Raw genomic sequence first — 12,486 nt, forward strand, 5'->3', positions numbered from 1 at the left:
GAAGTATAGGCGGGGTAATAGACGAGAATTATAGACGAGAACGCAGAGCTTGGTCTTTAAACTCAGCAACCCACATTGCCGTCGCGCCGCAAACGGCAACGGGCATTACGATCAGGTTTAGAATTGGAATTGTGGTGAACACAGAAACAAGCGCGCCAAAGCTGTAGCTCTTGCCTTGTTTTTGTTTCAAATTGTTTCTCATGTCATCAAATTTGATTTTATGGTTATCGAACGGGTAGTCGGCGTATTGAATCGCTAACATCCATGCTGTGAAAATGAACCATAAAAACGGAGCAACGGTTTGCCCTAGTGCTGGAATTAACAAAAGTAGGAATAAACCGATCGCTTTTGGCAGAATGTAGACAAGCTTGCGCCATTCTCTCGCTAATATACGTGGGGTATCTTTGAGGACATCAAGTAAACCATCGTCATTAACTTTTTTACCGCTCAACAACTCTTCAACTTTTTCCGCGAGTAAACCGTTGAACGGTGCGGCAATGAAGTTAGCGAGCGTGCTAAAGAAATACGAGAATGTGGCCAAGACGGTTAACACAAGTAATGGCCATAAAATGTATGACAACCACGACAAGAAACTTGGCAATGCACCAATCCAACCTTCAATCCAAGTGTTTAGGTTGGAGAAGATATAAAACAAGGCACCACCAACGAGTAACACGTTCGCGATAAGTGGCATTAGTACAAACTTACGAATGCTCGGTGATAAAGCGATTTTTATTCCGAAAATAAAATAGCCAAAGCCGGAGCGGGGAACAGATTCAATAGTCATATTTAAATTAGGTCACATGTGAATTTGGTTAAATAGCAAACATGTCTAGTGTACTCGACCGAAATTAAGAAAAAAAGCGTGGTGAAAATCACACCATGTAAGGAACTAATTGTATTAAGTTGTTCTAAAACAGTGGCTACTTTTGATAGAGTAGTGAGATTAGCCAAATTAACCCAACTTAGTGACAGCGTGTTTATAGCTAGTTGACTAAGAAAGCTGAGAGCGAAAAATGCAGGAATTGCGATTTGTACTCATTATTGTTGGCGCATTAGCTATCGCCGCATTATTGTTCCATGGTCTATGGACGAGTAAAAAAGAAGGGAAAGCAAAGTTTGGAGATAAGCCGCTCGGTAAGCTTGATAACGACAGCTTAGATGAAGCAGAAACTATTCCAAACCGTTCATTCGCCCCAGAAGATGATTTTGAGATAATCCGAAAAGAACGTAAAGAGCCGGATTTTGCTGTTTCACCCTCTGATACTGATCCGCTGATCGACTCAGATCCGCTAACAGCGCCACAAGCGAAAGAAGCTTACGAAGATGATATCGAATTAAATGATCTTCCTTCTTTCAGCGTAGAAGACCCAATTAAGGTTGAAAGTGAACCTGAAGTGATTGAGGAAGAGAAGGACGTTGAGCCTGAAGTTCCAAGCTTTGAGTTGACTGACGAGCAAAAAGAAAACCATGCCGGCTTTAAAGTGCAGTACGGTTCGTTTGAAGAGCCTTCTGAAACAGTTGATGAGCCAGTCGTTCCAAACGAAACGCTTACTCAAAGAGAGCCCGTTGTTGCGAAAGAAGTCGTGACTCCGCAAAGTGCGACTGTTGAAGAAGCAAAACCAGATGAAGAACTTGGTTTAGAAGTGATCGTTCTTAATGTTCACTGTGCTGGAGAGATCCCATTCGTTGGGACTGAACTTTTCCGCAGCATGGAGAACAACGGTTTAACTTATGGTGAGATGTCTATTTACCACTGCTTTGCACAATCTACAGATGCACCAAAGGTTATTTTCAGCGTTGCAAACATGATGCAGCCAGGGACGCTAGAACATGATGATCCTGCTGACTTCACGACTAAAGGTATTTCGTTCTTTATGACGTTGCCTTGTTATGGTCAAGCTGATCAAAACTTCAATGTGATGCTGAGTGCGGCGCAGAAAATTGCTGACGATATGGGCGGAAACGTGTTGGATGAGTCACGCAACTTAATGACACCAAACCGTTTATCTGACTACCGCAAGCAAATCAGAGACTTTATGACGGCATCGAATGCCTAGCCGTATTGTTTAGCCTTGTAAATAATCTATATTTATAGAAAAGGGCTCCTAAGGGAGCCCTTTTTGATATTTCAATCACGATAGAGAATGATATGAAAGAATCGATTCAAGTTACCTTAGAGCAGTTAAGAGAAACTCTGCATTATCACGCCGTTCGTTATTACGTAGAAGATAGCCCTGAGATCCCTGATGTCGAGTACGATCGATTAATGCAGCAATTGCTAAAGATCGAAGAAGAGAACCCGGAACTAGTGACGGTAGATTCTCCGAGCCAACGTGTTGGTGGTCAGCCTCTCGATGGTTTCACTCAAGTGACTCATGAGATCCCAATGCTTTCTCTGGACAATGCTTTCTCTGATGAAGATTTGGATGCGTTCAATAAGCGAATGTCTGATAGAGCGCCAACCGCTAACCTCAAGACTTTCTGTTGTGAACCTAAGCTTGATGGCCTTGCCGTTAGCCTACTCTATGTGAATGGTATTTTAGTTCAGGCTGCGACTCGTGGTGACGGTGCGACGGGTGAAAACATCACTGAAAACGTGCGTACGATCAGCTCTATCCCACTTAAGTTACAAGGTGAAGGCTGGCCGCAGCGTATTGAAGTTCGTGGCGAAGTGTTTATGCCAAAAGCGGGTTTCGATAAGTTGAATGAGATGGCGTTGAAGAAAGGCGAGAAAGTATTTGTTAACCCACGTAATGCCGCCGCAGGTAGCCTGCGTCAGCTTGATTCCCGTATTACTGCGAAACGTCCGCTAGCTTTCTACGCATACAGTGTCGGTGTTGTACAAGGCGCTGAGCTATCAAATAGTCACTACCAACGCTTTTTACAGCTTAAAGGTTGGGGCTTACCTATGTGCCCCGAGACTAAGCAACTGAGCTCTCTCGAAGACGTGAAAGCCTATTACCAAGATATTATGACTCGTCGTGATGCTCTGGCTTACGAGATTGATGGCGTTGTTATCAAAGTCGACGATATCGCGGCTCAAGAAGTGCTTGGTTTTGTTGCTAGAGCGCCACGTTGGGCAATTGCTTATAAGTTTCCAGCTCAAGAAGAGATTACACTGCTCAATGACGTTGAATTTCAGGTGGGCCGTACTGGTGCTATTACGCCGGTTGCTAAACTTGAACCTATCTTCGTTGGTGGCGTGACAGTCAGCAATGCCACTTTACACAATGCCGATGAGATTGCGCGTTTAGGCGTGAAGGTAGGCGACAGCGTTATTATTCGCCGTGCAGGTGATGTTATTCCGCAAATTGTGGCTGTTGTACTAGATCGTCGCCCTGAAACGGCTAGAGACATTGTTTTCCCTGATGCTTGCCCAATATGTAGTTCTGCGGTTGAGCGTGTAGAAGGTGAAGCTGTAGCGCGTTGTACTGGCGGTTTAGTCTGTCAGGCGCAGCGTAAAGAAGCACTTAAACACTTTGTTTCTAGAAAGGCGCTAGACGTTGATGGACTGGGCGTGAAAGTTATTGAGCAGCTTGTGGACCGTGAAATGGTCGAAACACCTGCTGATTTATTTAAGCTAAGTGCTGGCGTGATTACTGTTCTTGACCGAATGGGGCCTAAATCGGCACAGAACGTCGTGAGTGCGTTGAATAAAGCTAAAGACACGACGTTAGCGCGTTTCCTCTATTCACTCGGTATTCGTGAAGTCGGTGAGGCGACAGCGATGAACTTAGCGCAACACTTTAAGACGTTGGAACTGGTTCAAGCAGCTACTCATGAACAATTAGTTGAAGTGTCAGATATTGGTGACATCGTTGCTAGCCATATCACCAGCTTCTTCTCACAAGAGAAAAACAGAGCGGTCGTCGATCAGCTGATAGAGCTAGGTGTGAATTGGCCAATCATCAAAGAAGCTGCCGATGACCAAGAGCTACCATTAGAAGGTAAAGTCGTTGTGTTAACAGGCTCATTGTCGCAATTAGGTCGAAGTGAAGCTAAAGCTGCGTTACAAGCATTAGGTGCGAAAGTGACGGGTAGCGTATCGAAGAAAACGGACATCTTGTTTGCCGGTGAAGCTGCGGGTTCTAAATTAACTAAAGCACAAGATTTAGGTATCGAAATAAGAACAGAAGAAGATCTAATAGCCCTTATTTCGTAAGTAAATACAGATAAAAAAAGCTCAAAGGCACTCCTTTCAAGGGAGTGCCTTTTTTGTTTCTGATATAAAAATGAGGGCTTTTTAATTGTTGAGAATTTTGTTCCTATACGAACTCTAAAATCAGGACAGTGACGCTGCTCAACATTAATGAAATACCATTGTAGTTGTATCAAAAATGCGAGTCATATCTATTTTTACAAAGTGATAATTACCTCAAGTTGTTGAATTTATTGGTATTGATTTTGTTTTGGTGAGGATTTTTCTATTTATCGATCTGGATCACTAAGTACCTATTAAATTTGCACCAACTCATATTTTTTTAGATGAAAATTAAGTTCTCATTGATCTTTTTGAGGGCGAAGTTAGTCTTAATGCCATGGATGCACATGATGTGTATAACCAGAAAGGAAATAGAGAATTCAGAGTTTAGGGTTCTCAAACAAGAAAAGGTATTTCTCTCTACGGCGGCCAACTTTAGGCGGGGAATATTCAAACAGCTATATCCATTTTTAGGAGTTTTATTCCATGGAAAACAAAATTTTCAAACGTACTCTACTAGGTGCATCCGTTGCACTTTTATCGACAGGCGTAATGGCGAAAGAAGTTGGTATCAACTCTGATTTCAACGTTGACGTATACGGTGTTGCAGCTATCTCTCTAGTTAACTACAACACAACTGACAACAACGACTCTAGTACTGGTTACGCTGTAGAGAATGAATCTCGTATCGGCTTCCGTGCTCATAAAGAGATGTTTGATGACGTATTAATCACAATGCAGATTGAATCTGGCTACGTAGATAGCACAGACTGGGGTCATGGCGGCGTTTCAGGCGGTGTGCTTGGTTTCCGTGATACGTTCGTTGGTGCTTCTGGCTCTTGGGGTAACCTGCGTGTGGGTCGTGTTCTTACTCCACTATACGAAATCGTCGACTGGCCATTCTCTAACCCTGGTCTAGGTTCTGTATTCGATTGGGGCGGCATCAACGGTCACTACGATCGTCAATCTAACCAAGTTCGTTACGATTCAGCTAAATTTGGCGGTTTCTCTTTTGCAGCTTCTGTTGGTCGTGACGATAACGACAACGGTGGTGGTGCAGCAACTCGTGACGCAAACTTTGTTGGCGCAAGTGCTAAGTACAGCTTCGAGAAAGTAACATTAATGGGTGCGGTTGAATCTGGTACTCGTGTCGTTGCCGCGTCTGGTGGTGATTGGTCTTTTGATGAAAACGGTAACCCAGAACAGGCTCCTGAAGTAGCTGGTTACGATGATGATACATTCGCATACATTGTTGGTTTCGAAGCTAGCCTACCAGCAGGTTTCGGTTTCGCTGCAGCATATAAAGGCGAAGAGCTAGATAACAGCATCCGCAAAGTAACTCAAGATTCTTACTCTATCATCGGTCAATACTGGAATGGTCCAATCGGTTTCAAACTAGGCTACGCAGCTAACCTTGAGTCTGAAACAAACGGTAAGAAAGACGCTAACTCAGACAGCAACACTATTTCTGGTCAGTTAATGGCTGTTCATAACGGTTTCGTACCTTACCTACGTGTAGCGGGTCGTACTGTTGGTGACGCTGATACAGATATCGTAACTCGCGTTGGTCTTGAATACGGTTTCTAAGCTAGAATCTTTAGCTTAAACAGTTAGATAAAAATCAAAACGCTGGTAAATTTTGTTTGCCAGCGTTTTTCCATAGTGAACATAAGGAATTAGTCATAATGAATAAAGTTAGTGTAGTCGTATTATCATTATTTTTGGGAGCTTGTAGTTCACTCGATTCACAAAGTAATTTTGCAGACTCAGTTGCTGATGTACAGCCAAAAGGTGGCTACATTCAAGTGACTGGGCAATCTTATGTAGCGGAAAGTAAAGCGAATGTCGGGGCAGACATCCTGAAATCGTCACTCTACTTTACATACAACAAAGAAATAACGCAGAATTCGGCTCCAGAATCTTCCATTACCATGGATGTAAGCTATTTCCAGAGCTATAAAGAATACGAAACCGTTAGCTTTTTTGGTAAGACGATAGACCTTGAAGAGAGACAACTTCCAAGAGAGAGCTGCAGCGAACACTGCACAAAGACTCAGTATATTAAATTTCCATTGAGCGAAGCTGACATCCAGCAAGCAAGAAAAAAGAATTTAGAATTTACACTTGATGGACAAAACTCAGTGATGAGTACAACTTTCATTGTGCCGAAAGCGTATATCGACACAATTTATAACGGTGCAAATAATCATACGGCTATCGCTGTTGCTCCGGTTGCGGTACCTGTTGCGGCTGTAGTTGCTGAAGAACCAAAAGCGTCTCAAGCTCAAGAGATGGTTAATTACTGGTATGGTCAAGCGACAAAAGAAGAGCAAGCTGCTGTGACTGATTGGGCATTCAAGAATCGTAAAAACGCTACCCCAACATCACTAGAAGGCTCAAAAGAAATCGAAATGGTTTCATATTGGTTCAATAAGCTAAACAGCGAAGAAAAATCTCAAACTATGATTTGGCTATTAGAGCAAGAGTAGGCTTCTAACGTAAGTCTCTAGCTATGTTTTTCAACCGCAGTATTGTATAACAGCAGTACTGCGGTTTTTCATTTTAGGCTTACAGGTAAGATTGTGAATATTGGTGAAGTAGCGAAGCGTGTTGGTACAACAGCGAAATCCATTCGTTTTTACGAAAGTAAAGGCATGATGAGCCCACCGCACCGATCAGAAAATGGTTACAGGCAATATGGCGAGATTCATATCGAACAGTTAGAGTTCGTTTTGAGAGCTAAAATGGTTGGTTTCACTCTCGATGAGTGTAAGTCACTGGTTGAGTTGGCAATGAATCCCAACAGACAAAGCTACGAAGTAAAGAAGAAGGCTACTCAGAAGTTAGATGAAATAGAGTTGAAGCTTGCGGAGTTAAACAAGATGAAGGTGCAGCTACAATCTTGGGTACATGACTGCCCTGGAGATACTTCAACGGAATGTCCTATCTTGAATAATCTATCTGGCCGCAGTTAGGTTATTCCAGTTCTAAATAATCGTCAGGCAGCAATTTCATTACTAGCCTGACTTTAATCACCTATCACAGCACCTTTCCGCCGTAATGTTTACAGATCAACAGTGGTACATGAGTGACTGCGTTACCATCTGAACACTTAACGATAGGCCCCATGTTTCCGTTACCAGGAGACTGACTGCTCGCTAGAGCGCTTCCAAATGACAAGCTGAAAATAGCCGTTAGAATTATTAAAAAATGTCTCATACAAACTCCATTAGGTTTATCTCTAATTGAGATAATTGAAAGTATGGACAAGGAAAAGAAAATTTCAAAAATTGGACGGACTTAACATTTTTAATAATTATAAATAAGCGAGAGTAAGGTTAACTATTCATATATATATTGGGTAAGAAATCTGGCTTTCTTATACCTTTTTAGCTCAATCAAACTTTTTAGCTTTACGAAATAAGAACTTATTTTTTTTTCAATTCAATCTATCGCAATGATAATTCGAATATTATTAAGGTTCAAAAATAGAAAAAGCCTGCATTTATTGAAAATGCAGGCTTCATATAGCTCTTGTTTATAAAGGTTCTATTATTAGAACGATTCCGTCTAAAGCGACAATCTTAATTTCGGTTCCAGATGGAATATCTTGACTGGCCTTTGCTGACCAAGAAGAGTCACCGAACTTAATTCGACAGCTACCTTTCTTTACGTCTTCACTTAAAATAACGGTTTGACCTACCAATTGCTTTTCTCTTTGGTTTAACTCTCGCCCTGCATCCGATTGCTTGTCATTCGAGAGTTGTCTTCTCCACCACAACCAAGTGGTAATAAGAGAGAAGCTAGCAAAGGACAGCCATTGCATCTGCCAACCAATTGGTAATGCTCCTAATAGGGCACCGACCAGCATGGCAGATATGCCTATCCATAAAAAGTAACCAGCGGTTCCAATTAGCTCAAGCGCTAACAATGCTAGACCAAACGCTAACCAATGCCAGTGGTTTACTTGTTCTAGTAATTCGACCATAAGTTAGTCCTTACTACCTTTGTCATTCTTATGTGCAAACATCTCCGCGATACCCGCTACAGAACCCATAAGGCCAGTTGCTTCGAGTGGTAGCATGATGATCTTGCCGTTTTCAGCTTGGCCTATAGATTTCAATGCGTCGGTGTAACCTTGTGCAATGAAGTAATTGACCGCTTGCATGTCACCTTGAGCAATTGCCGTTGATACCATTTCTGTCGCTTTAGCTTCTGCTTCTGCGGCACGCTCACGGGCTTCTGCTTGCAATATTGCCGCTTGCTTCTCACCTTCTGCTTTCAGGATCTCTGATTGCTTGTGGCCTTCTGCTTTCAAGATCTCAGCTTGTCGTACACCTTCTGCTTCTAAGATATCAGCACGTTTATTACGCTCGGCTTTCATCTGGGCATTCATCGCAGCAGTAAGGTCTGCTGGTGGCTGTACGTCTTTAATTTCGATACGGGTGACTTTTACGCCCCAAGGGTTTGTCGCTTCATCAACGATGTTCAGTAGCTTGGTATTGATCATGTCACGCTGACTCAGCATCTCATCCAGTTCCATCGAGCCAAGCACAGTACGGATATTGGTGAGGGTTAAGTTACGGATCGCATGTTCAAGGTCATTCACTTCATAAGCTGCCTTAGGCGCGTCGATAACTTGAACAAAACAAACCGCATCGATAACCACATTTGCATTATCTTTGGAGATGACTTCTTGTGCTGGGATGTCGAGAACACGCTCCATCATGCTGATGCGCTGTCCAACTTTATCAATAAATGGAATGATTAAGTTAAGACCCGGTTTAAGGGTGTGTGTGTATCGCCCGAAGCGTTCAACGGTCCAGTTGTTGCCTTGTGGAACGGTTTTTACGCCAGCGAAGATAAATAACAGTGCGACGGCAGTAAAGACGCCGATAGTAATCAAGGTATCAATAGGCATACAAAATCCTTTGCAAGTTTGAGTTTTTGATAGTTCAGTATTGATACTGGCTCATATTTAAATTCTGAGCAAATTTATAAACGAGAAATGGGCCATAAATCATTGATTTTATGGCCCATTTTACATTCTATTATGCGATAAACTAATTGATTGAATTGTCAATTTTCGATGTTTAATCTACGGCTTTTTAGGTTTAACTAGTAAAGCAGAGAGTACAGTTGTCGACGGTACTTACTGGCAACTGGGTTACCTTGTCCAAGCGCACTCAAGATGTCCATGAACTCTTTCTTCATGTCACCATCGAGAGCATTAAGATCTTTGGCTAGGAAAGACCATAATAGATCCATAGCTTCTTCACTGCGGTTCACTTGGTGATATTGCAATGCTAATTCAGATGCTGTTTTAGCGTCGCTCGGATTTTGCTGAAGAGCGGCTTCTAATGCTTGTATTTCAGGGCTGTCTGCTGCTTGTTTATGAAGTTCAAGCTTTGCAACTAAGCCTTTGTAGTAGTTGTCTTGGTACTCAAGAGGGATAGTTGCTAGCTGAGTTTCAGCAAGGTCAAATTGTTGCGTTTCTAACAAACACTCTGCGATCGCCAGTTTTACTTCACCTTTATTCGTCAGCTCTGCTGGAAGTTGCTGCATTGCTGCTAGTGCCTGTGTGTGCTCGCCAGCTTGCATTTGCTCAAGAGCCTGACGCAAAGCAAGTTCATCTTGGCTAGGAAGGTGTTTGCTGAGCATATCGACAATAGCTTCTATGCTTTGAGGGCCACCGAGCCCATCGACTGGCTGACCATTAACAAACAGTGCAATAGTGGGCAGTGCTTGAACACCAAACTGGCTAGCAATAGCTTGCTCTTGTTCGCAATTGAGCAGGGCTAAGGTGAAGGCGCCGTTGTATTGCTGAGTTAAAGTTTGCAGTTCAGGAATGACTTGGGCGCTCTCTTGGCTCATTGGTGCCCAAAAATGGATGAGTACAGGGGTCTGCATCGAACCTTCTAATACTTGACGAAAGTTCTGCTCATTAAGTTCAACAATATGCGGAGATTGCATTTACGTTCCTTGAGGTTTGTTTTGTGGATACGTTGCAAATATGGGGGGATTAGTCGGTAACTTCAAGATCTAACTCGGTTATCTCGGATAAAAAGAACCAAAAATAGAAAAACGCTATGCTTCGATGTTGATATAATTGTTATCTCAACATGGAAGGCATAGCGTTATCATCGAGGTAGTCAGTGAGGCGTTGCGTGAGATACTCAAAACAGAATAAACAACGTAATCGCCAGACCCACACCTACCCAATTAAGGCGGTTTAAAGTCATGAGATTTCCAGAGTAGAACCATCAATTGGGAATAACTGATGGGATAGGATAATCATGACATCTTATTGTTACGGAAAAATTACATCGTTACATTAAAGTTTGCGACTCTGCATTCAAAGTTAGTAATTTATGCAGCTTTTCTCAAAATAGGGTCTAGCAAGCGACTCGGTAGAATCCTTTTCAATACCGCGAACACTTTAGTCGGGGTCGTAACTCGGTATCTTAGCTTGGGTTTGTCGGCGGTGAGAGCATGGAATACCGGCTCAATACAACTTTCTGGAGGCAGGACAAAAGCGTTATTCGATGATTCTTTTTCGAGTCGATCTTTTTGTTGTTGGTAAGCGTCTTGGTGGGCGCTGCCAGAAATGTTGATCCATTTATTAAACGCTTTCAAGGCATTGGTTCTAAATTGAGTCTCAATTGGCCCTGGTTGCAGTAATGAGATCTGTATACCGCTGCCATGCAGTTCTAATCGTAAGGTATCTGTCCAACCCTCAATCGCGAATTTAGAAGCATTATAAGCACCACGATACTTCATGGCTGCAAAACCTAATACGGAACTGTTTTGTACGATTCGACCTTCGCCACGCTCGCGCATGTGCGGAAGGATCTGACAGACGAGATGATGCCAACCAAAGAAGTTGGTTTCGAATTGTTCTCTGAGTCCTTGGGTCGGTAAGTCTTCTAGTGCCCCTGCTTGACCGTAAGCACCGTTATTGAATAATCCATACAATCCATTAGGTGCGAGATCAATAGCAAGCTTGGCGCCATGCTCAATACTTTCTTGGTTGGAAAGATCTAATTGAATACAGGTGAGGCCTTCATCTTGAAGGCGTTGAACATCTTGTGGATCACGACAAGATGCAATGACATGAAAACCACGCTTTTGAAGTGCATGAGCACATGTATAGCCAATACCTGTTGAGCAACCGGTAATCAGAATCGACTTGTTCACACTTAATCCTTTATTAGAGTCTCTATCGCTCTAGGGTAAAGAATTAGTCTTGATGTTGTAACAAGTTTTTTAGTGCTGGCTCGATTCTTGAGTAACTAAAGATGAATCCCATCTCAGTGAGTTTCTTCGGCTTGGAGCGAATGCTGTCAAATAGCAAACAAGATGATTCCCCCATGAGAATCGACATTGCCCATTTCGGCGTGAATAAGAAATGCGGTCGGCCTAATTGTTTCGCTAACGTGCTGCTGAACAGTTTGTTGGTCACAGGGTGAGGGGCACACATATTGAATTCCCCTTGAGCGTGGGGGAGTGACAACAAGTGATTGATGGCTCTCACCATATCGAGAATGTGAATCCATGGCATGTACTGCTCACCTGAACCTATTGGACCACCGACGCCGAGTTTATAAGGCAATAGCATCTTCTTGAGTGCGCCGCCATTCTCGCCAAGTACAACCCCTGTTCGCAGTAGTATCACGCGTGTGCTTTCTGATTGTGCTCTCTTGGCTATCTCTTCCCAGTGGGCACAGACTTTATGAGGAAAGCTTTCATCTTCTACTTGCAGTGACTCGTCAAACGGGTGCTGCTGTTGATCGCCATAGTAACCCACGGCTGAACCGCTAATAAAAGCGTGTGGCGGGTTGCTACTGGCATGAATTAATTCGACCAGCTTTTCAGTGATGTGCCAGCGGCTGTTACAGATCCTCTCTTTTTGTTCTGTACTCCAACGCTTATCGGCAATCGGCTCACCCGCGAGGTTGACCACCACATCAAAGTCATTGAGATCACTGAGCTCATCAAGGGATTGAATGTAATGAAGGTTGTTCTGGTTGAGGTGATTTAGGTTTTGCTTCGCATTTTCAGGACTCCGCGTCAGCAATGTCACGTCGTCAGTGTTCCAACTCTTGACCAATTCAGAGCCAATAAATCCAGTACCACCCGTTAACAATATCTTCATACCAATCTCCCTATTAAACATAATTATAGACATGGCTTGTTTTTAGTCGCCAATCAATACGAAAAAATCACTATAACGATCATAAGGTTTCAATCGTGTGATGCCCAAATTACGCCTTTTTCAATTT

General features: G+C 42.9%; 12 protein-coding genes. 5 read left to right on the top strand and 7 right to left on the bottom strand.

Annotation, left to right across the window (positions count from 1 at the left end; translation table 11 throughout):
* Positions 1 to 28: 28 nt before the first annotated feature.
* Positions 29 to 787: a sulfate transporter CysZ gene (cysZ, locus tag AB6E51_RS09725; RefSeq protein WP_029235129.1), complete on the bottom strand. Its 759-nt coding sequence runs from the start codon at positions 785 to 787 to the stop codon at positions 29 to 31.
* A gap of 229 nt (positions 788 to 1,016) precedes the next feature.
* Here cysZ and zipA point away from each other — a divergent pair, with 229 nt between their 5' ends.
* From zipA to cueR, 5 genes are all read left to right on the top strand, one after another.
* Complete coding sequence (gene zipA, locus AB6E51_RS09730) at positions 1,017 to 2,060, top strand: cell division protein ZipA (RefSeq protein WP_017061932.1); 1,044 nt, start codon at positions 1,017 to 1,019, stop codon at positions 2,058 to 2,060.
* Positions 2,061 to 2,152: 92 nt separating this feature from the next.
* A complete protein-coding gene (gene ligA / locus AB6E51_RS09735; protein ID WP_372058936.1) occupies positions 2,153 to 4,165 on the top strand; it encodes an NAD-dependent DNA ligase LigA in 2,013 nt (670 codons plus the stop codon).
* A 525-nt stretch (positions 4,166 to 4,690) separates the two neighbouring features.
* Positions 4,691 to 5,791, top strand: coding sequence for a porin (locus AB6E51_RS09740; protein ID WP_102332550.1), 1,101 nt, complete (start codon positions 4,691 to 4,693; stop codon positions 5,789 to 5,791).
* 98 nt (positions 5,792 to 5,889) lie between these two features.
* Complete coding sequence (locus tag AB6E51_RS09745) at positions 5,890 to 6,693, top strand: DUF2057 family protein (RefSeq protein ID WP_017063394.1); 804 nt, start codon at positions 5,890 to 5,892, stop codon at positions 6,691 to 6,693.
* Positions 6,694 to 6,786: 93 nt separating this feature from the next.
* Positions 6,787 to 7,179 (top strand): Cu(I)-responsive transcriptional regulator, encoded by a 393-nt coding sequence (gene cueR / locus AB6E51_RS09750; protein WP_017061928.1) that lies wholly within the window; start codon positions 6,787 to 6,789, stop codon positions 7,177 to 7,179.
* A 64-nt stretch (positions 7,180 to 7,243) separates the two neighbouring features.
* Here cueR and AB6E51_RS09755 read toward each other — a convergent pair whose 3' ends face one another.
* The 6 genes from AB6E51_RS09755 to AB6E51_RS09780 form a co-directional block, all read right to left on the bottom strand.
* Entirely contained in the window at positions 7,244 to 7,423 is a 180-nt protein-coding gene (locus AB6E51_RS09755) for a hypothetical protein (RefSeq protein ID WP_017061927.1), read from the bottom strand.
* Between the two features lie 319 nt (positions 7,424 to 7,742).
* Positions 7,743 to 8,192 carry an NfeD family protein gene (locus AB6E51_RS09760; protein WP_017061926.1) on the bottom strand — a complete coding sequence of 150 codons (450 nt, stop codon included), beginning with the start codon at positions 8,190 to 8,192 and terminating at the stop codon, positions 7,743 to 7,745.
* A 3-nt stretch (positions 8,193 to 8,195) separates the two neighbouring features.
* Positions 8,196 to 9,125 (bottom strand): SPFH domain-containing protein, encoded by a 930-nt coding sequence (locus AB6E51_RS09765; RefSeq protein ID WP_017063395.1) that lies wholly within the window; start codon positions 9,123 to 9,125, stop codon positions 8,196 to 8,198.
* 197 nt (positions 9,126 to 9,322) lie between these two features.
* Positions 9,323 to 10,177, bottom strand: coding sequence for a co-chaperone YbbN (locus AB6E51_RS09770; protein WP_017061924.1), 855 nt, complete (start codon positions 10,175 to 10,177; stop codon positions 9,323 to 9,325).
* 396 nt (positions 10,178 to 10,573) lie between these two features.
* Positions 10,574 to 11,401 (bottom strand): SDR family oxidoreductase, encoded by an 828-nt coding sequence (locus AB6E51_RS09775; protein WP_017061923.1) that lies wholly within the window; start codon positions 11,399 to 11,401, stop codon positions 10,574 to 10,576.
* Between the two features lie 43 nt (positions 11,402 to 11,444).
* Positions 11,445 to 12,359, bottom strand: a complete 915-nt coding sequence (locus AB6E51_RS09780) for a TIGR01777 family oxidoreductase (protein WP_372056258.1) — start codon at positions 12,357 to 12,359, stop codon at positions 11,445 to 11,447.
* Positions 12,360 to 12,486: the final 127 nt, after the last annotated feature.

This window comes from Vibrio sp. 10N.247.311.47 (genome assembly GCF_041467535.1).
GTDB classification, from domain to species: domain Bacteria; phylum Pseudomonadota; class Gammaproteobacteria; order Enterobacterales; family Vibrionaceae; genus Vibrio; species Vibrio crassostreae_C.